Annotated in this window: 20 protein-coding genes, 1 tRNA gene and 3 CRISPR repeat arrays; of the genes, 10 read left to right on the top strand and 11 right to left on the bottom strand. The window is 59.0% G+C overall.

Features of this window, described 5'->3' with window-relative positions:
• The first annotated feature begins 48 nt into the window (after window positions 1-48).
• Window positions 49-125, top strand: a tRNA-Arg gene (locus H6851_13160).
• Here H6851_13160 and H6851_13165 read toward each other — a convergent pair.
• From H6851_13165 to H6851_13180, 4 genes are all read right to left on the bottom strand, one after another.
• Window positions 96-1,739 carry a recombinase family protein gene (locus H6851_13165; protein MCB9944552.1) on the bottom strand — a complete coding sequence of 548 codons (1,644 nt, stop codon included), beginning with the start codon at window positions 1,737-1,739 and terminating at the stop codon, window positions 96-98. The two genes, H6851_13160 and H6851_13165, sit on opposite strands and share 30 nt — an antisense overlap.
• A gap of 304 nt (window positions 1,740-2,043) precedes the next feature.
• Window positions 2,044-3,264: an IS256 family transposase gene (locus tag H6851_13170; GenBank protein ID MCB9944553.1), complete on the bottom strand. Its 1,221-nt coding sequence runs from the start codon at window positions 3,262-3,264 to the stop codon at window positions 2,044-2,046.
• A gap of 24 nt (window positions 3,265-3,288) precedes the next feature.
• Entirely contained in the window at window positions 3,289-3,513 is a 225-nt protein-coding gene (locus H6851_13175; GenBank protein MCB9944554.1) for a hypothetical protein, read from the bottom strand.
• Between the two features lie 41 nt (window positions 3,514-3,554).
• Window positions 3,555-3,803: a hypothetical protein gene (locus tag H6851_13180; protein MCB9944555.1), complete on the bottom strand. Its 249-nt coding sequence runs from the start codon at window positions 3,801-3,803 to the stop codon at window positions 3,555-3,557.
• A 164-nt stretch (window positions 3,804-3,967) separates the two neighbouring features.
• Between H6851_13180 and tnpA (H6851_13185) the strand changes: the two genes are divergently transcribed.
• Window positions 3,968-4,399 (top strand): IS200/IS605 family transposase, encoded by a 432-nt coding sequence (gene tnpA, locus H6851_13185; protein ID MCB9944556.1) that lies wholly within the window; start codon window positions 3,968-3,970, stop codon window positions 4,397-4,399.
• A gap of 174 nt (window positions 4,400-4,573) precedes the next feature.
• On the opposite strand, the gene H6851_13190 is transcribed toward tnpA (H6851_13185), so the two are convergent.
• The 3 genes from H6851_13190 to H6851_13200 all read right to left on the bottom strand — a co-directional run bounded on the left by H6851_13190 (window position 4,574) and on the right by H6851_13200 (window position 7,106).
• The gene (locus H6851_13190; protein MCB9944557.1) at window positions 4,574-4,900 is read right to left on the bottom strand and encodes an IS1 family transposase; all 327 of its coding nucleotides are present in this window, start codon (window positions 4,898-4,900) and stop codon (window positions 4,574-4,576) included.
• Complete coding sequence (locus H6851_13195; GenBank protein ID MCB9944558.1) at window positions 4,837-5,133, bottom strand: IS1 family transposase; 297 nt, start codon at window positions 5,131-5,133, stop codon at window positions 4,837-4,839. Before H6851_13195 ends, H6851_13190 begins: the two co-directional genes overlap by 64 nt.
• A gap of 374 nt (window positions 5,134-5,507) precedes the next feature.
• A complete protein-coding gene (locus H6851_13200) occupies window positions 5,508-7,106 on the bottom strand; it encodes a transposase (GenBank protein MCB9944559.1) in 1,599 nt (532 codons plus the stop codon).
• A 272-nt stretch (window positions 7,107-7,378) separates the two neighbouring features.
• Between H6851_13200 and H6851_13205 the strand changes: the two genes are divergently transcribed.
• Window positions 7,379-8,659 (top strand): site-specific integrase, encoded by a 1,281-nt coding sequence (locus H6851_13205; protein MCB9944560.1) that lies wholly within the window; start codon window positions 7,379-7,381, stop codon window positions 8,657-8,659.
• Here H6851_13205 and H6851_13210 read toward each other — a convergent pair.
• Window positions 8,595-9,554 carry a hypothetical protein gene (locus H6851_13210; protein ID MCB9944561.1) on the bottom strand — a complete coding sequence of 320 codons (960 nt, stop codon included), beginning with the start codon at window positions 9,552-9,554 and terminating at the stop codon, window positions 8,595-8,597. The genes H6851_13205 and H6851_13210 overlap by 65 nt on opposite strands.
• A gap of 308 nt (window positions 9,555-9,862) precedes the next feature.
• A CRISPR array of direct repeats spans window positions 9,863-10,238; the repeat unit is 37 nt; unit sequence GTCCGGACAGCATCCGCTGAAGGAAGCGGATTGAGAC.
• A gap of 123 nt (window positions 10,239-10,361) precedes the next feature.
• On the opposite strand from H6851_13210, the gene H6851_13215 reads away from it, so the two are divergent.
• Window positions 10,362-10,631: a type II toxin-antitoxin system Phd/YefM family antitoxin gene (locus tag H6851_13215; protein ID MCB9944562.1), complete on the top strand. Its 270-nt coding sequence runs from the start codon at window positions 10,362-10,364 to the stop codon at window positions 10,629-10,631.
• A complete protein-coding gene (locus tag H6851_13220; GenBank protein ID MCB9944563.1) occupies window positions 10,628-10,909 on the top strand; it encodes a Txe/YoeB family addiction module toxin in 282 nt (93 codons plus the stop codon). The genes H6851_13215 and H6851_13220 overlap by 4 nt, the downstream gene beginning before the upstream one ends.
• An 11-nt stretch (window positions 10,910-10,920) precedes the next feature.
• Here the strand turns inward: H6851_13220 and cas2 are convergent, their stop codons facing one another.
• The gene (cas2, locus tag H6851_13225; protein ID MCB9944564.1) at window positions 10,921-11,208 is read right to left on the bottom strand and encodes a CRISPR-associated endonuclease Cas2; all 288 of its coding nucleotides are present in this window, start codon (window positions 11,206-11,208) and stop codon (window positions 10,921-10,923) included.
• Between the two features lie 15 nt (window positions 11,209-11,223).
• Entirely contained in the window at window positions 11,224-13,275 is a 2,052-nt protein-coding gene (gene cas1 / locus H6851_13230) for a CRISPR-associated endonuclease Cas1 (protein ID MCB9944565.1), read from the bottom strand.
• A 207-nt stretch (window positions 13,276-13,482) separates the two neighbouring features.
• A CRISPR array of direct repeats spans window positions 13,483-13,727; the repeat unit is 37 nt; unit sequence GTCCGGACAGCATCCGCTGAAGGAAGCGGATTGAGAC.
• An 82-nt stretch (window positions 13,728-13,809) separates the two neighbouring features.
• Between cas1 and H6851_13235 the strand changes: the two genes are divergently transcribed.
• From H6851_13235 to H6851_13250, 4 genes are read left to right on the top strand one after another with little or no spacing between them, the layout of a single operon-like run.
• Window positions 13,810-15,759, top strand: a complete 1,950-nt coding sequence (locus H6851_13235) for a hypothetical protein (protein ID MCB9944566.1) — start codon at window positions 13,810-13,812, stop codon at window positions 15,757-15,759.
• The gene (locus tag H6851_13240; GenBank protein MCB9944567.1) at window positions 15,756-17,552 is read left to right on the top strand and encodes a hypothetical protein; all 1,797 of its coding nucleotides are present in this window, start codon (window positions 15,756-15,758) and stop codon (window positions 17,550-17,552) included. The genes H6851_13235 and H6851_13240 overlap by 4 nt, the downstream gene beginning before the upstream one ends.
• Complete coding sequence (locus tag H6851_13245; protein ID MCB9944568.1) at window positions 17,549-18,904, top strand: hypothetical protein; 1,356 nt, start codon at window positions 17,549-17,551, stop codon at window positions 18,902-18,904. Before H6851_13240 ends, H6851_13245 begins: the two co-directional genes overlap by 4 nt.
• 2 nt (window positions 18,905-18,906) lie before the next feature.
• Window positions 18,907-20,943 carry a hypothetical protein gene (locus H6851_13250; protein MCB9944569.1) on the top strand — a complete coding sequence of 679 codons (2,037 nt, stop codon included), beginning with the start codon at window positions 18,907-18,909 and terminating at the stop codon, window positions 20,941-20,943.
• 178 nt (window positions 20,944-21,121) lie between these two features.
• Window positions 21,122-21,299: direct repeats of the CRISPR family, unit length 26 nt; unit sequence GTCCGGACAGCATCCGCTGAAGGAAG.
• Between the two features lie 69 nt (window positions 21,300-21,368).
• Here the strand turns inward: H6851_13250 and H6851_13255 are convergent.
• Window positions 21,369-21,623 (bottom strand): hypothetical protein, encoded by a 255-nt coding sequence (locus tag H6851_13255; protein MCB9944570.1) that lies wholly within the window; start codon window positions 21,621-21,623, stop codon window positions 21,369-21,371.
• A gap of 217 nt (window positions 21,624-21,840) precedes the next feature.
• On the opposite strand from H6851_13255, the gene tnpA (H6851_13260) reads away from it, so the two are divergent.
• Window positions 21,841-22,272 carry an IS200/IS605 family transposase gene (gene tnpA / locus H6851_13260; protein ID MCB9944571.1) on the top strand — a complete coding sequence of 144 codons (432 nt, stop codon included), beginning with the start codon at window positions 21,841-21,843 and terminating at the stop codon, window positions 22,270-22,272.
• The last annotated feature ends 287 nt before the right edge of the window (window positions 22,273-22,559 follow it).

Below are 22,559 nucleotides of genomic sequence, written 5' to 3' on the forward strand. Positions count from 1 at the left end.
GAACCAGTTGCCGCCTTTGCCAACCCACTGCTATAGAACTCCCCGTAGGCGCCCGTAGCTCAGCAGGATAGAGCACCAGATTCCTAATCTGGGGGTCACAGGTTCGAATCCTGTCGGGCGCGCCATTTCAGTACAGAAGTATGAACGCCGAATGCCGCCGATTTTTCGCTTGAAGCGGCGGCGAGCGTTCGCAGCAGTTCAGACTTCGATCCCATGATCCGCACTTCATCGTCGGCAACCTCGACACGCTGCGCCAGCGCGCGCAGATGGTCCCGCCGATAGCCGCCATTGTCGAGGTTCATCCGTTCATGGGCTTTGCTTGCGAATCTCTTGAGCATATCGGGGGTGACACCCTGATTGCCTGAACTTTCGAGGGCGATTTGTGTGCGCTCCGCATCTGCCGTGGCTTGATCGCGCAATGCCTTGAGGCTGGCCATGCGCTCCTTCGCCATCTCATCATCCTTGTCGACCATGCCCGATTCAATGGCGTCATAGAGGCGGCCAAGCCGCCGGTCGGCATCCGTGATTCGCCTGTGAAGCTCTGCGAGGTGTTTACGGCGACGCTCGGCGCGTTCCTGTCGGCGGTCGATGACGTTCGCAAGAACGGTTTCCAGTCGTTTCGGCTGGAGCAAGCGATCCGCGATATGGTCGGCGACAAGACGGTCCAGCTTGTCCATCGGAATTGTGCGGCCCTTGCAGCCGGTCTGGCCCTGCCGCGCCTTGGTCGAACAGGTATAGTAGCGGTATGTGCGGCCTGTGCTGCCCCGACCAGTACGCAAGGTCATCGCGCCTCCGCATTTGGCGCAGAAGCAGATGCCGGTCAGCAGCGTCGGGCCGCTGGAAACACGCGCGGGCGTCACCATGGGATTGCGTGATTTCAGGCGCGCTTGCACTGCCTCGAAAACCTTGCGCTCGATCAGGGGTGGCACCGCCGTGATGACGACTTCGCTCTCCGGTTTCTTTTCCCGGTTCTTGTGCGACCGCGTGTTGAACCTGTGCTCGCCGATATAGGTGGTGCGGGTCAGGATGGCATGGATTTGCGCCAGCCCCCAACGCCCGCCATCGCGGGTGAAGAAGCGGTGCTCATTGAGATAACTGGCGATGGCCTTGACGCCCAGAGGGCCGGACGTGCCGTCGCCTTCGAGAAACAGACGATAGATCATCCGCACGGTGTCAGCGTGGAGCGGGTCGATTTCCAGCTTCTTCTTGATCTTCGCGCCGCGCTGCTCAGCGGCGACAGTGCGGTAGCCAATGGGCGGACGCGCACCGTTCCAGAAACCCTGGCGCGCATTTTCGTTCATGGCCCGCAAGACGTGCTTGGCATTCTCCTTGGACTGGTATTCATCGAACAGCGCCATGATCTGCCGCATCATGACGTGCATCGGATCATTGCCCATTTCCTGTGTGATCGACACCAGCCTGACACCATTCTTGGCGAGCTTGCGGACGTAGAATTCCAGCTCGAAGTGATCGCGGAAGAACCGGCTGAACGAATGGACCACGACAATATCGAAGGCGGCGGGCCTCATTGTGCCAGCCTCAATCATGCGCTGGAACTCGGGGCGTTTGTCGTTGGTGGCTGACGCCCCAGCCTCGATGAAGGTCTCGACACGCTGATAGCCGCGTTGTTCGCAATAGGCTTCGCCCTGTCGGCGCTGGTTAGGGATCGACACGTCATGCTCGGCCTGCCGCGCCGTCGAGACACGCAGGTAAAGGGCGGCGCGTAACGGCACGGTCATGACATGTGTCTCCTTCTCAGGTCATAGGGACGGCCCGAACAGTTCATCGAAGAGATCACCGAACCACGCCTTAAACACGTCAATCTCGGCGTCGGTGACAGGCACACGCTCGGGCCAGTCGTCGATGACGGTCCATGTTTCAGGATCGTGTTTCGGCGGCCGCCCCATGCGAGGCAGCGGCTTGGCCTCGGCGTAGGCGTCGCTCGGCAGCGCGTCGGTTCGGGCGCGCCCGCGACGTTTGGGGCGGCAATCGGCGCGGGCCTGTCAGGAATTTCGTGTACGGGCGATGAATTGATCATGATTTTCAGGCGGCCCGGAGGCGGTCTTCGAAGAGAATGGCGAACTGTGCCTTGGCCATGGCCCATTCGCGTGGCGGCATTCTCCACTCCTTTTCGGCCAGGTTCAAGACCAGGAAGAGCAGCTTCATGGCGCTCTCGTCATTCGGGAAATGACCACGGGTTCGCACCGCGCGGCGCAGTTTGCTGTTCAGGGCTTCGATCGCGTTGGTGGTGTAGATGATCCGGCGAACGTCGTCGGCAAAGGCGAAGAACGGAATGACGGCCTGCCAGTTGCGACGCCAGGACATGGCAATGGCCGGGTATTTTTGCCCCCAAATTCCAGCATCGAACGCCTCCAGCGCCGCCATTCCGGCGTCGGCGTCCTTGGCCCGGTAGACGGTCTTCAGCTCGGCGGCGACGGCCCGGCGGTCCTTGTAGCTGACGAAATCCAATGAGTTGCGGATCAGATGAACGATGCAGGTCTGGACCTGGGTCTGCGGGAACACGGCCGTGATCGCCTCCGGAAACCCCTTCAGGCCATCGACGATCGCGATCAGGATATCCTCGATGCCCCGGTTTTTCAGCTCGTTCATCACCCGCAGCCAGAATTTCGCGCCCTCTGTCTGTTCGATCCAGAGCCCGAGGATCTCCTTCTGGCCGTCGAGCCGAACGCCGAGCGCGACATAGACCGCCTTGTTGCGGACCATTCCCTCGTCACGGATCTTGACCCTCAAGGCGTCGAAAAAAACCAGCGGATAAAGGCTTTCCAGCGGCCGGTTCTGCCATTCGGCAACCTCGTCCAGGATGTCGTCGGTCACGGCACTGATCAACTCGGGGGAGACGTCAACGCCATAAATCTCGTCCAGATGACCGCGGATCTCACGGACCGTCATGCCGCGGGCGTACATCGAGATGATCTTTTCGTCGAAGCCCGGCAGTCGCCGGCGATATTTCGCGATGAGCTGCGGCTCGAAAGTCGAAAGGCGATCCCGCGGCACGGCAATCCCCAGTTTGCCGCTGTCCGTGATCACCGTCTTCTTGCCATAGCCGTTGCGGCTATTGCTGCCACCATCCGCCACCTCAGCGGCTAGGTGATGGTCCATCTCGGCATTCAAAGCCCGCTCGGCGATCGAGCGCTTGAGATCATCCAATAACCCACCCTTGTCGAACATCGTCGACGGGTCACGGCCGGCCATCAACTGGTCGACGAGTTCATCCGACAAAACAGGCTTCTTGCGTGCAGGCATGTGATGGTTCCTCTCTTTCCATCATCATGGCCCGTACACGAAAGTCCTGACAGGCCCCCGCGACCCCTTGAACGAACGCCGGAAGAAGGTCTCGTCGGCTTCGACGATACCCGAAAGCGCCTCGGCATCGGCCACGCCCGCCCGAAGAAAGCGATGCCGCCAGCGAAAGCTCGTCGCCACCGCCACCCGGCACACTTTCGCTGCCTTGCGAACAGTGTCACTTCGGGAAAGACAGGCGGTGAAGCTCAACCATTGCGCCTTCCTGCGCAGGCGCGCCAGCGGTGTGCCGGTCAGCGCGTTGAACGTCCGGCCGCAGGTCGCACACCAAAACGCCGCAACCCGTGACTCCTGCCCCACGGCCGCGAACCTTCCGCCCGGCAATGCGGGCAGGCTGGCTCCGGGCCAAGGCGAGCTTCCAGAAGCCCGATCACCACCGCCTCGTCCCCGCCACCGGCAAGCGCCGCTTCGAGCCGCTGTTTCTGCTCAACGTCAAGGCGAGCAACCATCGAAAGAAGGAGTTCGAATTCCTCGTTGCGCATCAGTCGGTTCTCCCAAATTTATAGGGACATAGCATGAACAATAGCTAAACTAAAATAGGAGATCCCCCGGCTATGCCGGGGCGGCAGCCCGAGTTTGACGTTTCCGGCAGTCCATCGCCGGGTTTCTTTCGTTTGCCACCACGCATACGGAAGGAACGTCAGCGATGGACACGTATCAGAGCCTAAGTCACAGCGTTTGGGACTGCAAATATCATGTCGTCTTTATCCCGAAATGCCGACGCAAGACGCTGTATACAGGCCTGCGCCCACATCTCGGCGCGGTTTTTCGACAGCTAGCCAAACAAAAGGAGAGCAAGGTCATAGAAGGTCATCTGCTACCGGATCACGTCCACATGATGCTCGCCATTCCCCCCAAATATGCTGTCTCCAATGTCGTCGGCTTCATCAAAGGGAAGAGCGCCATTCACTTAGCCCGTGTTTATGGCGAACGCCGACGCAATTTCGTTGGCCAACATTTCTGGGCAAGAGGATATTTTGTCAGCACGGTCGGGCGAGACGAAACGGTCATCCGCGACTACATTCGCAATCAGGAGAAGGAAGATCGCCGGCTCGATCAACTCGCGCTGTTACCCTGAACATGCCGCCTTCAGGCGGCGAACAGATTGCGGCCGCGCAGCGCCGCAAACCGCCGCTTTGAGCGGCTCTCAACCAAAGCCCCCGGCTCTGCCGGGGGATATTTACTGCGAACTGAGCCAATTTATTTGACTGGCTTTTGACATTCACGGGCGGTTGCCCGCGAGAGGGATTTGCTAACTAAATAGCTTTTTATTATGCGCCTGCATGAAGAGCAGCGCGGAGAGGTAGGCCATGCGCGGGCATTTGGTGGTGCATCGTGTTTTGCGGCGGAATCGGGCGAGATGATGACGGACGTTGGCGTTGAGGCTTTCGAGCCGTTGCGTGTGCATCTTGCCGGTGAAATGGGCGCCTTTCGGCAGCACGGCCGCGTAGGCGGCGAGATCGTCGGTGAAGGTGATGCGCCCCTGGGCTTGGGGAAACGATTTGAGAAAGCTCTTCAGGTCGTCGGCGCTTCGTCCGCCCACATGAACGCCGAGGATACATCTTGTGAGATAACACATCGATATCCACAGCCAGCATTCGTTTTTTTGGCATGAACGAAGTGCCACATCTCGTCGATCATCGCGATCTTCGGCGGCGGACCGGGCCTGCGCATCCGCTCGACCTCCTCGCCAAAAGCCCGGATCCATTTGAGAACGGCGACATTCGAAACACCCAGAACCCGCCCGATCGCGCGAAAGCCCATGCCCTCGAGATAGAGCTGCAACGCCCGACGTCTGATCCCGTCTCCCATCCCGTGCCTCGTACTGCGCGTATATTTGCAGCCGCACGACTTGCACAGCCAACGCTGAACCTCACCGATAAACCCCGCCTTCGTCCGGACCTCCGAACCGCATTTCGGACAATGCATCATATTCCCCCGCTCAGCCACTCTACGCGAGATGTAGCAAAAAATCAGCCGGAAGGCTATAACGTTAGCAAAGCCCGCGAGAGAGCATTTCCGTGCCGTCTCGCCGGAGAACCGGGAGGCCGGATTTTGAGCAGTCCGCGGCGAAAAGTTGAATACGTTGAAGGTTGAGTTGGATACGCAGACTTTCAACCAAGAAATAGTCAAGTATTTCAATGACTTGGTACGCGCCCAGGTAACCGGTGCAAAAGTCCGGGCGATCAGACCTTGGCGGCGGTGACGAGCTGGGCGAGTGGTGGGATTTCTGTCGTGTATGGTACGGCGAGTCGGTGGCCGAGGAGCTGGAAGAAGGAGACGTCGAGTTTCTGGCAGGTTTTCATGCAGCCGAGCAGGGTATCGCGTGCCTGACGGCCGGCATCGGACCAGGTGCCGCCGGAGATCTTGCGTTTGGTGACGTGGCAGCGGATGTCGTTCTCGGAGCCATTGGTGTGCAGGGGGATTTCGGGGCGGTCGAGGACCAGGAGGAGTTCCGGTTTGCGGGCATGCAGGCGTGCGAGCAGGCGATCGAGGGTGGCGAAACCGGTCTTGCGCTTGAAGATGCGGTCGAAGCGGGCACGGAGCTGGGCAGCTCGCGACCTTTGCGGGGCTTGTTTGTAAGCCTTGAGATCGGCGTAGAACCACCAGACGAGCTGGCGGAGGAGATCGATGGCACGTCTTTGGCTTTCATTGAAGCCGACGAGCTTGTGGATCAGGCGCTCGGCATGAACCCAACAGAGTGCATGTTGGCCGACGCGGAACTGTCCGGCGCCATCGGAGACGATGACGGTATCGTTCAGCAGACCGTGGTGGTGGATGCTGCCCCACAGTGCGGCCTCGGTGGCGATTTTGACCGGGTCGGGGTGAACATCGAGTTGATCGATACCGAGTTCGCCCAGATGGGCCGAGAAGGCGCCGCGATCGGCGAATGTCCTGGTGTCATGCGCCTCCAGCCGGGCGATCACGGAGCCTGCCAGCGCATGTTTGCGCATGTAGCTGAAGGCGTCGTCATTGAGGACATAACCGCCATGACCGGCGCGCAGCAGTTCGAGAAAATTCACCCGGCTCTTGGAAAACGTCGTCGCGAAGTGGGTGAAGCGGTCATCGCCGATCTGGGTGGTGAAGCCGTTTTTGGCGCCATGCCGGGCGCCGGTGTCATCGACGGTGATCCATTTCGCGCTCTCGAGACCGGCGCGGAACAGCTCCGTGGCCTCGTCATGCAAATCGCCTGGATCATTGTTCAACAGCCGGATGACCTGGCACTTGGAAATGACGATGCCGATCTCGTTCAGCATCGCCGTCAAGCGTTCCGTCGTGACCTGGCCCTGGACGTGCTGCAGAATGATGAACCGCACCAGTTCAGGCCCGAAATGCCCGCACAAGCCCTGGGGCAACGGCGCTGTCACCGTTCGCCCGTCCGGCGTCATCCAGCGCTCCCGGCGATAGCGGATCACCCGGCTCTCCAGCCGCAGATCCTGCACGACAAAATCCTCATACCCCTTGAACCGCGAGCCGGGCGGCGCCTCAACCCCGAGCTTCTGCTCCTCGCTCACCACAGGAACCCGCCGGCTGGCCTTCGACGAACCACCCCGCTTGCCCTTGCCGCCTCGCTTGCCTGTGGCCGTCGATGTTCCGGCCTTCGCTGCCATCCCCGACGGTTTGATCTTCGGCCGCCCTTTCAGCCCCTTGAGCCGGGCAATCTCATCCCGCAATGCTGCATTCTCCGCCTCCAGCAAAGCGACGCGCTCCAGCAGCGCCGCAACCAAATCGCGGAGATCATCAAGGCCGAGTGTGGCGAGGTTGGTGGCATTGGGCTTGGACATAACAAACTTGAATCACGTCCCATCGCTCTTGGGAATCGAGAACATATTCTTATTCCATGCGCGCAGATCAAGCCTCAAAAATCCAGTCCGCCCGGACTTTTGCACCGGTTACGCGCCCAGGGACTCGAACCCTGAACCCGCGGATTAAAAGTCCGAGGTGTATCAATTTTGTACCGTCCGCCGATGTCCGCTGATATCCAATAAAATCATTATAAAACAACGTAATATAATCCATATGCATCCACGAGCATCCGAACCGGACTGGCTGTATCGTGGAAATTTTGGTAGCCAATTTGGTAGCCAAAATGTTTTTGGATACCAGCGTGACCAATTCGAAGAGATTGACCGATTTGATGATCGAGAGGTTCCGAGCGCCGGACGGCAAGCGCGTTGTTCTCTGGGATCTCGCAGAAGCTGGGCTCGGTGTACGGGTCGGAGCAAAAAGACGGACATTCGTTCTCAAGTTACGACATGGTGAGCGGCAGGAAATGCTGGTACTGGGGCAATTTCCATCCATGAATATCGCCGATGCTCGCGGGTCTGCGAGAAAATTGAAGGCTCTGTCGATGCGGGGAGTTGATCCCGCGGATAGTCTTCGATCACCCCGGGGAGAGGCAGGCTTTTCCGGTCGTTCAACTGTTGGCGAACTTGTCGAAGCCTATATTGAGCTTCACGCGAAGCCCAATCAACGGTCTTGGAAGGACACAGCCGGACGGTTGAAAAACCACCTGGTGTCGCGGCTGGGAACAAAGCCGATTTCGGCGGTCACACGCCCCGATATCGTACGCATGCTGGATTCGTTGCGTCGAAACGGCATGGCTCAGGGATCCAATCGCACGTTGGCCCATACACGGCGTTTCATGACGTGGTGTGTCGAGCGCGGGGTCATCGAACATTCGCCGGCTGCGGGGATCCGGCCTCCGGCAAAGGAACGTCCTCGTGATCGCGTGCTTTCGGAGGTGGAGATCGCAAATGTCTGGCGCGCCTGCCTGACAATGAGGTTTCCCATCGGGCCAGCCGTGCAGATACTACTGTTGACCGGGCAGCGGCGCGAAGAAGTCAGTTGCATGCGTTGGGATGAGGTGGATCGTTCAAACGGCATCTGGACGATACCGGGCGAGCGCAACAAGAGCGGCAGGCCACACCTCGTTCCCCTGTCCAGCTCTGCGCTCGCCATTCTCGACCGGCTTCCCGCAAGCGATCAGTTCATCTTTTGGGGACGGACGCCTGCGCGCGCGATCAATGGCTGGAGTGTCGCCAAGCGGCGGATCGATGAGCTTTGCGGTGTCGAGGATTGGCGAATACATGATTTGCGCCGAACGGCGGCGACCGGCATGGCCCGGCTCGGTTTCGATCCGCACATCGTCGAGCGCGTGCTCAACCATGCGACATCGACAGCCGGACCTCTGGCGCGGGTTTATCAAAGGCATGCCTATGAGGATGAGAAACGGCAGGCCCTCGAGGCATGGGCGGTTGAGGTCGAACACATCAGCCAACAGGCGTCGCATTCAGACCGGAGTGAGGTATCGCAAGCCGATCCGGTGCGATTGTAGATTCATCGGACGACAACAGTTCAAATCTGCCCATGCCGAGTGATGCATGGCGTCCGGCATGAATGGTCTGGGCGAGTGCAAGCAGCGGTGCGATCCGGTCGAGATTGCCGCGCAGGAGTAGAACTGGCCGGTCGCCGCTCATCGGGATCCAGCGCTGCTGCCGCCTCGAATATCGCCGCCAATCGTCACTTGTTTCGCCGAGAACCGAGACATCCAGGCCGATTGCATCTTCGGCGATCCCTTTCCAGTCCGCTTCGATCTCCGCATCCTGCCAGCGCGCCATTCCGCTCACGCGATTGCCCATGCTGAGGATCAGGCTGCGGATCGCATCGCGCGGATGAGCCGGCGCGCCGTTCCTGAAGGCGATTTCAAGTGGTGTGATGAAACGCAGAATGACTTCGTCGGCTGGTCGCGGGGTTTCAATCGCTTCGAAGACATGAACCGAACGATCAACGATCTCTCTTCCGCGCAAGGGCCGCAGTCTCTCGCGAACCGCCAGCACCATCGCAGCAAGCGCTTCTTCCAGCCAGTCGCTGGCAAAGCCCACAAGCTGAATGCGCACGATCAGATCCCCTCCGACGGCGTCGGCCGAAATCAGCAGCGGCTTCGGTATCTCGAGCGCACCGGTCATGTGTCCCTGACAGCGGAAAAGCACGTCGAGGCCGCAGGGATGCGACCAGGGGCATGGTCGGCCGGCGATGGCATCGTCGGATGCGGACCGGCGGAGGACCTCGCCGAGCGCGCCGCGCAGCTTGCCAAGAAAGCGCCAGTCCGTCGCAAGACCGCCGGAGCCGGCGACGCGAAGCCCGGCGCACGCGACAAACCACGTCGATGCAAGTTCTTCGGGTGTCAACCGCCTCGCCGGTGCCGCCAGTCTTGCCTCGATCGTCGACATGACCACATCTTCCTCCCGTGCCAGCGTGACATATTCAGTGTGCCGGAAAAAACATCCGCTCGAAATGCTTGCCGGTATCCTGAATCCTTGCCCGAAAGAACATCGGGGTGCATAGTTTGCGGGTGGAAAGGAAGGCCCGATTCAGTCCTTTCCCTTTGGAAACACAGATTTGCTATCTGTTTCAGGCAGATGATCGGAAGATCAGGCAAAATTGAAGGGAAGGAGGTGCAGACTGAAAACCGGAATCGATGCTGCCTTTGGAAAGGTGGATGAAAAATCTTTGCTGTGCAAGGGTTTGTGGAGGAGCTGTCCGGACAGCATCCGCTGAAGGAAGCGGATTGAGACGATAATTGCGATACTTGAATTCTTCCAATGGTCCGGACAGCATCCGCTGAAGGAAGCGGATTGAGACTTCGCGCCACGGATGACGGCCCTGCAACCAGTCCGGACAGCATCCGCTGAAGGAAGCGGATTGAGACTTCTATCTGCCCGAGACGCCAGCTGAATCGGTCCGGACAGCATCCGCTGAAGGAAGCGGATTGAGACCGCGCGAAGGAGCGCGAACGGTCCGTATATTTGTCCGGACAGCATCCGCTGAAGGAAGCGGATTGAGACTGTCACCTTCAGCCTTGGCTTTATCGAGCAATGTCCGGACAGCAGCCGCTGAAGGGAGCGGATTGAGACTCAACCCGGTTGTCTGGATGAGCGTCAGTGGGCTCAGTCGACAGGCCGGATAGCGTGAACATTGCGCTTGAAGAAATGTACGCGATAACGTACACAATGAGCTTCAAGAAAAGCAGGCTCGTCATGCGCACCATTTCCGCGACCGACTTTCGCAAGAACATGTCCGCCGAAGCCGACCGGCTTGTCGACGACGTCGACGTGACGCTGGTCACCCGCACGGGTGCGTCGAATTTCGTCGTCATGTCCGAGGCGGATTTCAATTCCTGGCGCGAAACCCTCTATCTGCTTGGTTCGCCCAAGAACGCCGCGCATCTTCTGGATTCCCTGCGGGAGCTGGATGCGGGCAAGGGTGAAGCGCGTGACCTGCTCCGGCCATCCGACATGGATGCATGACGCTCACCTTTTCCTCACGGGCATGGTCCGACTATCTCGAATGGGCGAATGAGGCTGGCACCCGGCAGGGGGCAAAGATGCTCGCCCGCGTCAACCGCCTCATCGATGAAGCCGCCCGGTCGCCCGGCGATGGCATCGGCAAGCCGGAACCGCTTCGTGGTCAGCTGTCCGGATGCTGGAGCCGCAGGATCACGGAGGAACACCGGCTGGTATACCGCCACACAGGCACAGGACTGGATATCATCGCCTGCCGGTATCACTATACCGGCCTTGAATGAAGGCGGGTGGTTCAAAGCAGCCAGTAGTCGCTGTCGTCGAGAACCGGGACGCCGCCCGTTTGGTGGCAGCGCGGGAGCGCATCCTTCGCGATTGCGTAGACGCGGAGACTGTCATCCGGCTTCATCAATGCTTCGATGCGCTTGCGAATCGCATCTGCCTGCCTTGCCGTCAGCCGCCCTTCGAAAACACTTTCCTGAACGCGCGCCAGTTTTTCCTCGAGGATCTTCGCGATCCGGCGTCGCCGCCTGTCGTTGGCGATGTCATATGTGAAGACGGTGAGCATTTCCGCGGTGGCCATCTCATAGCTCCGGTATCAGTAATCCACCCTCCAGGGACTGAAGGCCGCATCGCCGATCCCGTTCGAGCGACAATGGCGGGCATACGCGACCACGTCTTCCTCGATGAGGCGGCGCCAGCGCAGGTTCCGCCCGCTGCGGCGGCTTTTCATGGCCTGCTTCATCCGCTCCTCATATCCGCCGATGATCGACCGATGTCCGTCCTTGGCGAGACGCAGGGCGCCGTCGCTCTCGCGGATCTCGAAATGTACCTCGTCGAGCTTGTGGTTGTTGAACAGATAGACGGCAAGCCCCTCGACCAGTGACGCCCGATAGATCTCCATGAGATCGTAGACGCAGGCATCCTGCCCGTCCGCTGCCGAATGCAGGGCGCCGAAGCCCGGATGCAGGCCATGGCGGCGAACGATGGTCCCGACATCGCGTGCGAGCAGCCATGACAGATAGTTCAGAACGAGATTGAACGGGTCGGGCGGAGGCTGGCGGATCCGCTTGAAACGCCGCTCATTGACGGCAAATGCGGGTTTGACCAGCAAGGCGAGCGACGGCCAGTAAGTGGCACCGGCCGCTCCCTCGTAGCCGAGAAGCGCTGGCACGTCGGTTGCAATCGGCAGCTTGCGGATCAGGGTGCCGAGATCCTTGCAAGCGCCGATCACCGTTTTCGAGCGCACCTTGCGGTTGAGCTTGTTGAGTGTGGCGCGCTGGTTGCGGATACGGGCATCGACGATCCGTCGGGCAAGGTCGAGGCGCAATTCAGCATCGAGGGCGATCCTTGCCTGGGCGAGATGCAGACCGCCGTGGTCGCTCGAAGGGGAGGCCGTGACGCCGATGGTCTCGCCCACCCCATTGACATGGTGCAAGAGTGTTCCGGAAAGCAGCGCGAGCCGCAATGCATCCTCTTCGACGCTCGCGGCCGGACCGATTTCGATGCGGTCGATCCGATCGCAAGGGATGGCAAGTATCTCCCGCCGTCCGGCAAGCTCGCCTTGCGGTGTCTCGACGGTGAACAGGGATTGCCGGGTGGCGAGAACCCGTCCGGTTTCGTGCAGATAGAGGATCCGCAGGCCGGCATCGAGACCGGCTTCGCGGCGCTTCTCCTCGAGTGCCTCCCTTTCGTCCGCTGCCGCATCTTCGCCCGCAATCCAGCGTAGCAGTTGCAGGCTCTCGTTACGGTCGCCCGATCCCGCATCTTCCTTCGAAGGCATGACGATGGAGCGGACGAACAGATTGCCGAGGAAGCGAAACCCGCGATCGAAATCCGCAATGCGCGTCTTGTCGGGATTGAGACGCAATCCCTGTTCGGCAAGCAGCTTCTCCATCTGCGCAAGTGCTTCCCGGGTGCGTTTCTCCCGCCGGCAGAGAATGACGAAATCATCGGCGAAGCGGATCATCCGCAGACCGGTCATATTGTCGGCGAAATGGGCGTCGATACAGTCGAGATACAGGTTGGAGAGCAGCGGGGAGAGTGGCGAACCCTGCGGGATGCCGAGACCGGGCGTATCGAGATCGACGCCGGCCGATTCGAGCCAGAGTGCGACGAGGTCGAGCAGTGCATTCATCCCGTGAAAGCCGCGGATCGTCGTTTCCAGCCGGTCGAGCAGGCGATCGTGCGGCACCTGGTCGAAATATCGCTCGATGTCTCCCTCGACGACATGGACGAAACCCTCGTCCCGATACTTGCGGATAGCGGCCACAGCCTGGTTGACCGAACGGCCGGGCCGGTAGGCGAAGCTGTTCGGCTCGAACTCCCGATCCAGTAGCGGCATGAGGGTCTGTGCTGCAGCACCCTGCGCGATCCTGTCAGGCACGGACGGGATGGCCAGTCGCCGGAACTCGCCATTGCCCTTCGGCACATCGAAGACGCGCAATGGTTCGGGGTGATAGCTTCCGTCGCGAAGGCGGTTGCAGAGACCGAGCAAACGCTGTGACGCGCGCTCGGCAAAACGCTCGACCGTGACGCCATCGGTGCCCGCACAGCCGTGATTGGCGTGCACGCGACGCCATGCCTGTTCCAGTGTATCGAGCCGCGTCGCCTGCTCGAAAAGGTTGATCCCTTCCCGTCGAAGGGTCATAGTCGGCGAGGTTTCCCACGGTGGAATTTCGGTCATTAATTTGGCTTTTCCGCTTGGAAATCCGGTAAGCAATTGATGTAACATCATTTACCGTCTGCCATCAAACACGAATCAGGGGAAGGAGATCGTAGACGAACCGCCAAAATCGCCCGCCCTTTGGAAAGGGCAATGGAAAATCGAAGCAGGCCAAGGGTTTGTGGAGAGGCTGTCCGGACAGCATCCGCTGAAGGAAGCGGATTGAGACCTCGTCGGTCTCGTGTTTGAAGCGCAGCGAGACGTCCGGACAGCATCCGCTGAAGGAAGCGGATTGAGACTTTCCTTCCGCCGCTTTTACCTCCGCAATTATGTCCGGACAGCATCCGCTGAAGGAAGCGGATTGAGACGGGTAGATGCCCTGCAGAACACCAAGTACGCCGTCCGGACAGCATCCGCTGAAGGAAGCGGATTGACCCCGTGCGTAGGAGCGATTAGCGTTCAGGTTAAAATGAATTGCCCTCATGTCGTTTTATGGTTCTGGCCTTGGGGAGGCAGACGGTGGCATGGCTTTGGGTCAAATTTGCGGCAGTCAATTTCAGCGCGACCGTATTCGACAGTAATGATCTGAGTGTCATTCGTGGTTCTTCGGCGCAGCTTCTTGTCATCGTCGATCGTGTTGCGCAAGATCTCGCCAGACTTCCCGAAGCGACCCTGCTTTATTCCGCGGCATCGGAGTTTGTTCTGCGGCTCTCCTACGATGCTGGCGAGGCAACAGGAGAGAGGCCGCGCGGGCAACCGCATGGCATGAAGAAGGCGCGCTGGCTCGAACTGTGCGAGACGGCTGCCGGACGATCGACGGAAGTGTCTTTCGACGAAGCGGCGCGAGAGCTGCATGAGCGGATCGACGAGGATGCCCGCAGAAGCTGGTCACTCGAGCGGACAGAAGAATATTTGCGTTTCTACTGGCCGAAGGACGAGAAGGCCGCTCCGTGGACTAACAGTGTCAAAACCGTTGGTGACGAGATCAACCGGTGTCTGAGCGAAATTCCGTCATCGCGCTGGTTCACCTTCGCATGGTCCAGTGTGGATCAGTCCGAAGTCGCCGCAGGCCCGCGCTCGCAAACCGGCCTTCGTGACATTCTCCGGATGCTCGACAGCCGCCTGCGGCGAACCCAGTTGCAGCATTGGAGCATCAGCCGTTTTGTTGCCGGCGGGGCTGATGTCGGGGCGGAAACGGCATTCTGCGCCTACACGATGAAGCGGCAACCGGCATTGCTCGAGCAGGATGGCCGGCCGATTTCGTCGAGCGCTTCAGAGCGGCGTTGCGATGGACGCGAGATCAAGACGGAGCTTTATATTCGGGAGATCGATCGCGCGGTCGATGCGCTCAAGATGCTCGGCGTGGACAGTGCTGACGGTAGGTTCGCGCGTCTGGCCAAGGCGCGGGAGGCGCTTGAGCGTCAGGGTGTTGCGCTGGCCGGCAGTTTCCAGGAGATGGTCGACGTTCCGCCGGAGCATCTGCCGCCCAATGTCAGCAACAAGCTCGCTGTCATCTATTTCGACGGCAATCAATTCGGCATTCGCCGGGAGACAGCGGCCGTCGGCAGGCTCAACGAGACAATCGAACATTACGGACGGGCAAGCCGCGTACTGACTGCCAATGGCGGCCTCCTGCTCGCCGATTTGTTGAACTGGTTGCTGGAGCGCGAAGAGAACTGGGCTTGGCGGCACCGGTCGAAGGGTCGGGAACTGCGCTTCGAGACGCTCATGTTCGGCGGCGACGAAGTCTGTCTTGTATGTCCCGCATGGCTGGGCTGGAGTCTTGTCGGCAAGCTCTTGCAGATATTTGCCGGGATGCGCGTTCCGTTCGCGCCCGGATCGTCCGATCCCGGACAGAAGGTGACGTTTGCCGTCGGAATGGCCTTCGCGCACCACAAATCCCCGATCCGGGATCTGCGGGAGATGGCATCAAGCCTGAGTGATGCCGCAAAAAGCGCCGACAATGAGCGCTCGATGGTCCAGGTCATGGCGCTTGAGGGGCTCGATCAGGCCGAGATGGATCCTTCGACGATCAGGTGGCGTATGTTTGCTGGTGAGCTGGTGGATGACAATCCCGGAGCGTTCGCTCTGGATGGGGGGCGGTGGGAGGAAATCACACAGGAATTCAGTGCCATTTCGAGGGATGTCGGCAGAAGCCAGTTGCATCGGTTCTATGTCGATGCGGAGAACTTTTCGGCGGATGGTGAGGCGGATCGGGTCAGCAATGTCCTGAAGCTCGATAGTGGGCATGCCGACGCCGGAAAGTGGGCCGAGTACGTCAAGAACAGGCTGTCGGATTTCCCTGATGCATGGCGACATGCTGCCAGCCTGTGCGGCGAGAGCGACCTCCTCGCTCATGGCGCCGCCGACTGGCCTTTCATTGCAATGCATCACGTCCTCAGTCTCGCCGACTATGTCATCGACATTCCTGCTGCCAAGAACGAGGCAGTCGAGAAAGACGCGGCATGATGACTGTTCTCCGTCACGAGATGAGCGTCAGCCTGACGCTGGAGAGCCCCTTCATTACGCGGGGAATGGTGGTTGACCGGGCGAGCATCGACATGCCGCTCGCCCTCAATGCGGAGAACAAGGAGATTCTGCCGGCAACGCTGGTGAAGGGTGTCGTGCGGGGTGCGCTGGAGTGTCTCGGTGACAAGGTTTCTGGCCTGCAGGCGGAGATTGACGCCTTGTTGGGTTCGGAATCGCAAAAACGGGAAGGCAAAACGCGCAAAGACTGGCGCGTATCGAATGATCCCGAGCGCGGTGTGTTGTTGTTTGAAGACTTGGTTATCGATGAAACCGGCTTGCGGCGAATGCCGGCAGCGAGAGCCAGCTATGCTCGGATTCGGGTCGATGAGAAAACCGGGTCGGTTCAGGAAGGATATCTCGCCTTTGTCGGCATGCCTTTTCCCATAGGCACGCCGGTCACTTTTCGCGGCATCCTGAGGCTGCTTCCCTGTGACAAAGGTCCGGATCCGGATCGTGTCAGGCAATTGATTGATGCGGCACTCCAACTCGTGCCCGCCATCGGTGCCATGAAGTCGGTTGGCTTCGGGAAGGTTGTTGGATCGAAAGTCGGCGAAATGGTGCCCGTCATGCTCGGAACTTCCAGGCATGTCGATCGTGTGCTCAAGGTGACCTACGAAGCTGACCGCCCGATTGCTGTTGGCGGTGCGATGAAATCCGACAACCTGTTCTCCGGTGACAAGGTTATCCCCGGCGGGGCAATCAAGGGCTGTATCGCCCGAAACCTGCAGTGCGCGAACTTGCTGGGTGAGGAAACGAGCAAGTTGCTGGCCGCGATGACTGTCGGTCATGCCTTCCCGGTCCTTGGCGATGACATGCTTCCACTTCGGTATCTTCCCCTTTCCTTGGCAGTTGCCTCCATGGGGAATGCAGGCACATATGTTGCCGACCATCTCGGCAGGAGTGCCAGTAACGATCTGACGATCAACGACGAGGCGGCTCGATGGGCATTTGCTCGCGATTGGAAGCATAAAGACGCTTGGTATATTGGGGAAAAATTCAAGAATAAATGGAATAAGCTTGATTGTGACGTCCGCACGCGAACGGCCATCGACTCGCACCGGGGCTCGGCAGCCTACGATTTCAAGGCCAAAGCGGGGCAGGTCTTTTCCGTTGCAGCGGTCAAGAACAAGGGTGTTCGCTGGACGGGGCGGCTTCTCTTCCCCGACGGGATCGATGCTGCCGCACAAATGAAGATCGTTGCCCTACTGGAACAGGGGATTGTCGGTCTGGGCAAGACCGGTGCGCGTCTTTGGATAACGTCGGCGGAGCCGTATTGTGACGAAAAGGACAAGAGGGAACGATTGCGCACCAACGGTCCGTTCGCGCTGACCTTGCAAACGCCGGCCGTGCTGAACGATGTCGAGCGACTGTCGAAGGGGGAACCGCTCAAGTGCGACTATGAAGCCTACTGGAACGGTCTCGGCTACCGGCTCGTTGACTACTTTGCGACCCAGCACCTCGAAGGCGGTTACATCGCCCTCCGCTATCCGCCCCGGTGCGACCGTGTCGAACCTTGGCTGTTGACGGATCCCGGCAGTGTATTCCTTGTCGAACCGGACAAGTCAGAGTTCGCTGTCGAGGATCTTCTGCTGCGTGGCCTTCCGCCGGCATCGTGGCTGAGCGACCGAACCTGGGAGGATTTTCCGTTCGAATGCCAGAACGGCTACGGTGAAGTCATGCTCAACGCCATAGATCACCGTGCGTTCAAAAATCCCGTGAGGGTTGAGCCATGATGTTCGGCGAGCGACTGGAAATCGGGCTGAAACTGAAACTCCTGAGCGATCTGCATATCGGCAGCGGTCATTTTTCACAAAAAGAACAACTCGGCGATCCGAAAGATGACGGGATACCCGAATTTTCGGAGATCGTCAGGGACTCGGCGGATTGTCCGGTCCTGACGTCGACCGGCTTGAAAGGCGCACTGCGTCAGGCCACGCGACTTGAACTGGAGGAGGTTGAAGATCTTCTCGGCAAGAGTGGAAATGAGCCCGGCGACAGCAATATTGCGCGATTATGGATCGGGATGTTTCGGGTCGACGAGAACAGCGACGGCCAGTCATTTGAGCTGGCCAAGGAGGGTTGCCTCGTCGACCATGGCTATATTCGAACCGGCAATGCCATCAACCGCAAGACGGGCAGCGTTGACGACAAGAAGCTCTACAATCAGGAGTGGATCGAAGCCGATCCGGAATTTGGCGGGAGACTCACTCTCTTCTGGGAGGGCAAGGATGCAGCCGAGCGCGATGCGCTGATCGTTCAGGTCGCCAGTCTGCTCGCCCCTCTATGGTCGCCTGATGGGCTTGCCATCGGTGCGGACAGGCGGCATGGGGCGGGACGTCTGGTGTTTGAGGCGATGTCGTGTACCGCATACGCCATTGATGTCAGCACTCTCTCGCTGGTTCCAAAGCCCAGCCCGGATGTCGAGCGCAGGATCGCTGAGATCGCGTCGAAGCCCTGCTCAAGTGATGACACCACCCATCGTGCCAAGTTGAGGCTCATCTGCGACGGCCCATTCATTTCGATCCGGGCCAAGGTTCCTGAAGGCGAGGACAATCGCGAGGTCACGAAACCGCTTCGGCGCAACGGGCGTCCCCATCTGTGGCCTTCGTCTTTTTTGGGATCCCTACGGTCAGCGGCATCCTGGTTCGCCGAACTCGAGCAAATGAGATCGGTGGAAAGCGAAGAAGATGACGTCCTGCCTTGCGACGACATGGGAAAAACAGTCGTCAATTCTTCGGAACTTTCCAAGCTTACGAGTACAGAAAGGCTATTTGGCGTCAGCGGGTGGCGTGGTCTCATCAGGGTTGACCGTCTCGAGCCCGTCGGAACAAGCGGGACAGTTTGCCTGAAATCGGTATCCATCGACAGGTTCACGGGCGGTGCAATGGATCAGCGGTTATTCACCGAGGAGGTCTTCGAGAACGTCACATTCGAACTCGATCTTTCGCTCGATCCCGCCCGTTCAAAAGACAGCGATGCTACCGCTTTTCGCAAGCTGGTGAATCAGTTGACCGACGGCCACATTCTTGAACTCGGCCACGGCGGTTCGAAGGGATTTGGCTGGTTTACGGTGGAGGCGTGCTGACAATGGTAACGCGAGAGGAGTTTCTTGCCGCAGCCGGGCAACAGCCACCACGACGAGCGCCTTATTCCTTCGTTCCTCTGGGCACGACGGTTGTTCCGTCGCCGTGGGACAAGGAAGGTCCGGATCTCGGTCGCCCGCACAAGGATGGCATCTGCGGGACGATCGAGCTGAAGTGGCAACTCGAACAGCCGATGCTGATAGGCGGTGCCAACAACAACGAGCCGGTGAAATTCAACGATCGACACATCATTCCTGCGGCGTCGCAGCGTGGGCTGTTTCGAAGCTTTCTGGAAGCGGCGACCAATGCCCACCTCGATCTCATTGATGACGATCTCTTCGGGATCCGGGACTTCCAGGCGACAACATGGGCCAAGGCAGCGATCAACGACGATGATCTGGCCCACATTCCGGTTCAGGTGCAAAGGCCGAATGGTCAGTGGATCACCGCAAAACTCCCCTTTGCCGGGTGGCTTCAGAAAGTCGGAGTTGGAAAATATCGGCTGACCAAGGTCAAGGTCGAACACGAGAAAATCCTCATCGATGACATTGTCGCGAAGCTCGGTTTGGGGAATCGCGGTGATTGGCATTGCATGAGCCTGCATGACCGGATGGATGCGCTCGACAAAGGCGGGCTGGCCGGCATTATTGATCTAGGTACGCTTTCTTCACATCTGAAAGGTGTAAAAGGAACGCTCGTTGTCGCGGGCGCGATCAAGACGGCGATCGACGAACGAAAAGCAGGCACGCCAATTACGGCGAACAAGGTGCGTGAGGTTGCGTTTCTTGATGGCAATATCGAGACTTGGGAACTGAGTGCGGCCGCAGTCGAGGCATTTATCGCCATACAGCCGAAAGATGGGGCTGACCATAGCGGACCGGCAGAAGAAAACTGGTCATATTGGAAACCGCACTTCGAGGTTGGTCAGGCAGTTCCGGTCTTCTTCCGGGGAGATCCCGCCAGTGCGTCCAGAGGGCGCGGCGGGCCCGCTCAGTTCTTCATGTCATTAACCCGCTTTGTCCGTGTCCCCCACGTCTTTTCCGTCCACGAGGTTCGCGACCTGAGCCAGAAGGCGCTTGCCGACAACGAACTGGATTTCGTTCAGGCGCTGTTCGGGCATGTACCGCAGAAGGAGGCGGCATCCAGCAATGGCAAGGGTCGGGAGCGGGCCTGGCGCTCACGGATTCGCATCGGAATGGCCGTTCTCGACAAAAGCTGCGAGCCGCGGGAGAAGGGCGTTCCCAATGTCGTCACCATGAAACCCCGCCCCTCGTTCTTTCCGTACTATTTGCGCCCGGAGCGGTTTTCTCACGATATTCAGCATCCGGTCGACTGGTCGAACCCTCGCGCGCGCCTTGCCGGACGCAAGCGCTATCCCGTGCGCGGGGAGCGTCTTCCCGTCAATGAATGGCCGCGTCCTCCATCGAGTGGCGAGAGCCGGACAGGGAATGATCTGCTCTTTCTCCACAACGAGGGGGAAGATGGTCGCCCGCTCACCTTCACTTCAACCGTCCGACTGCACAATGTTCTTCCCGCCGAGTTCGGCGCCATTCTTTTTGCCATCGATCCGGGCCGCTGGAGCGCCGGGCGACCGGAGCTTCGGCACATGATCGGGCGGGCGAAGGCTTTCGGTTGCGGACAGGTCAGGGTCGAGATCGCGGGGCACACGCTGATCGCCAACATCGACGGTAAGCCTGTCGCTGATCTCGATGCCTGCGTGACGGCGTTCAAGGAGCATGTCGCCGGTAGCGTCGAAGCATTCGACGCGTTGCCGCACATCCGCGCATTGCTCGCCACCTGCAATCCGGCGGTTGGCAAGGCCGTGGCATCGGCACTTCGCTTCCCTGAATACGGCGACGAAAAGGATCGTGCCAAACGCACTCTCGATGCCTATCAGGCGATCAAGAAACGTGCGAGTTGCGAGACCTACCGCGAAGGTGCGGGGCCTCATGCACCGAATGTCGGACGTGCTGGAAATCGGGTCAGCGATCAGGTGGGCCACGACGATTTCCTGTTTCTGCCGGACTATCCGAATGAGTGAATCGACGGTTTACAGGGCATTTTCCCCTTGGAATTCCTCAATCATCTTGATTTTGCTAGGGAAATGAGCAAGATTTTGCAGGAAGGACCATGAAGGAAGGGGCGCGAATCGAAAAAATGACCTTCCCTTTGGAAAACACGCCATGAAAGCGTTTCGAATCAATGGGATGCAGAGGGACTGTCCGGACAGCATCCGCTGAAGGAAGCGGATTGAGACATCAACTCTGCGAACCAGTAGTCGCCGACAGCGAGTCCGGACAGCATCCGCTGAAGGAAGTGGATTGAGACTCAGGGTGTCCAAAGGCTTGGACGAATAGTATGTCCGGACAGCATCCGCTGAAGGAAGCGGATTGAGACGTGGCCGGTGCGTGCGGTGACATGAAGCCAGATATCGTTGCACTGGATCCGGCGAGAACGATATGCTTTTCAGGCGTGGTCTGACAGGAAGTGCAAGACCTCTTCGAGGCGAGGCAGCGGGGTACCGTGTCCCCAGAAACCTCGATGGGGCAGGGCTCCACCATGCCAGCCGCCCGCGATATTCGCGGCAAGCCGGAGAACCCGCCTTCCGGTTCCGGAGAAATTGTACTCATCCGGTGAGATGACGAGCGTGTCGGGCGGTTCCCCGCTTGCGGATGCCAGGGCCAGCCGGTCGAAGGCGGGGCTCGTCTTCGAGTGCTCCATACGAACGATCAGGAGCGAGTATGCTGGGTTGATTTCCGCCACGGATAACTCTAATTTCTACAGTTGAGAGGCTTGATTTCGGGAGATTAGGTTATGACTAAACTAAAATAGGAGATCCCCCGGCTATGCCGGGGCGGCAGCCCGAGTTTGACGTTTCCGGCAGTCCATCGCCGGGTTTCTTTCGTTTGCCACCACGCATACGGAAGGAACGTCAGCGATGGACACGTATCAGAGCCTAAGTCACAGCGTTTGGGACTGCAAATATCATGTCGTCTTTATCCCGAAATGCCGACGCAAGACGCTGTATACAGGCCTGCGCCCACATCTCGGCGCGGTTTTTCGACAGCTAGCCAAACAAAAGGAGAGCAAGGTCATAGAAGGTCATCTGCTACCGGATCACGTCCACATGATGCTCGCCATTCCCCCCAAATATGCTGTCTCCAATGTCGTCGGCTTCATCAAAGGGAAGAGCGCCATTCACTTAGCCCGTGTTTATGGCGAACGCCGACGCAATTTCGTTGGCCAACATTTCTGGGCAAGAGGATATTTTGTCAGCACGGTCGGGCGAGACGAAACGGTCATCCGCGACTACATTCGCAATCAGGAGAAGGAAGATCGCCGGCTCGATCAACTCGCGCTGTTACCCTGAACATGCCGCCTTCAGGCGGCGAACGGATTGCGGCCGCGCAGCGCCGCAAACCGCCGCTTTGAGCGGCTCTCAACCAAAGCCCCCGGCTCTGCCGGGGGATATTTACTAATGGAGAAAATATTCTTCAAAATAATTTTGATCCGCGCCTATTTGTCGGGCCATATTTTCAAAAAGCTAAAATAATACAGAGATATAAATGGTTAGCTCAATTTATCGTCGTATTGTTGGCTATTATTTCATTGTTCCTTGAAAAAAAGGTGGTATATTCGTTGGCTATTCTAGCCATT

It is taken from the genome of Geminicoccaceae bacterium, from assembly GCA_020638465.1.
In the GTDB taxonomy this organism is placed as follows: Bacteria; Pseudomonadota; Alphaproteobacteria; order Geminicoccales; family Geminicoccaceae; genus JAGREO01.

Bases quoted from the DNA above. Each gene is read 5' to 3' on its own strand.
- H6851_13165 (MCB9944552.1), bottom strand. From the start codon at position 1,739: ATGACCGTGCCGTTACGCGCCGCCCTTTACCTGCGTGTCTCGACGGCG.
- H6851_13170 (MCB9944553.1), bottom strand. From the start codon at position 3,264: ATGCCTGCACGCAAGAAGCCTGTTTTGTCGGATGAACTCGTCGACCAG.
- H6851_13180 (MCB9944555.1), bottom strand. From the start codon at position 3,803: ATGCGCAACGAGGAATTCGAACTCCTTCTTTCGATGGTTGCTCGCCTT.
- tnpA (MCB9944556.1), top strand. From the start codon at position 3,968: ATGGACACGTATCAGAGCCTAAGTCACAGCGTTTGGGACTGCAAATAT.
- H6851_13190 (MCB9944557.1), bottom strand. From the start codon at position 4,900: ATGTGTTATCTCACAAGATGTATCCTCGGCGTTCATGTGGGCGGACGA.
- H6851_13195 (MCB9944558.1), bottom strand. From the start codon at position 5,133: ATGGGAGACGGGATCAGACGTCGGGCGTTGCAGCTCTATCTCGAGGGC.
- H6851_13200 (MCB9944559.1), bottom strand. From the start codon at position 7,106: ATGTCCAAGCCCAATGCCACCAACCTCGCCACACTCGGCCTTGATGAT.
- H6851_13210 (MCB9944561.1), bottom strand. From the start codon at position 9,554: ATGTCGACGATCGAGGCAAGACTGGCGGCACCGGCGAGGCGGTTGACA.
- H6851_13215 (MCB9944562.1), top strand. From the start codon at position 10,362: ATGCGCACCATTTCCGCGACCGACTTTCGCAAGAACATGTCCGCCGAA.
- H6851_13220 (MCB9944563.1), top strand. From the start codon at position 10,628: ATGACGCTCACCTTTTCCTCACGGGCATGGTCCGACTATCTCGAATGG.
- cas2 (MCB9944564.1), bottom strand. From the start codon at position 11,208: ATGGCCACCGCGGAAATGCTCACCGTCTTCACATATGACATCGCCAAC.
- cas1 (MCB9944565.1), bottom strand. From the start codon at position 13,275: ATGACCCTTCGACGGGAAGGGATCAACCTTTTCGAGCAGGCGACGCGG.
- H6851_13240 (MCB9944567.1), top strand. From the start codon at position 15,756: ATGATGACTGTTCTCCGTCACGAGATGAGCGTCAGCCTGACGCTGGAG.
- H6851_13245 (MCB9944568.1), top strand. From the start codon at position 17,549: ATGATGTTCGGCGAGCGACTGGAAATCGGGCTGAAACTGAAACTCCTG.
- H6851_13250 (MCB9944569.1), top strand. From the start codon at position 18,907: ATGGTAACGCGAGAGGAGTTTCTTGCCGCAGCCGGGCAACAGCCACCA.
- H6851_13255 (MCB9944570.1), bottom strand. From the start codon at position 21,623: ATGGAGCACTCGAAGACGAGCCCCGCCTTCGACCGGCTGGCCCTGGCA.
- tnpA (MCB9944571.1), top strand. From the start codon at position 21,841: ATGGACACGTATCAGAGCCTAAGTCACAGCGTTTGGGACTGCAAATAT.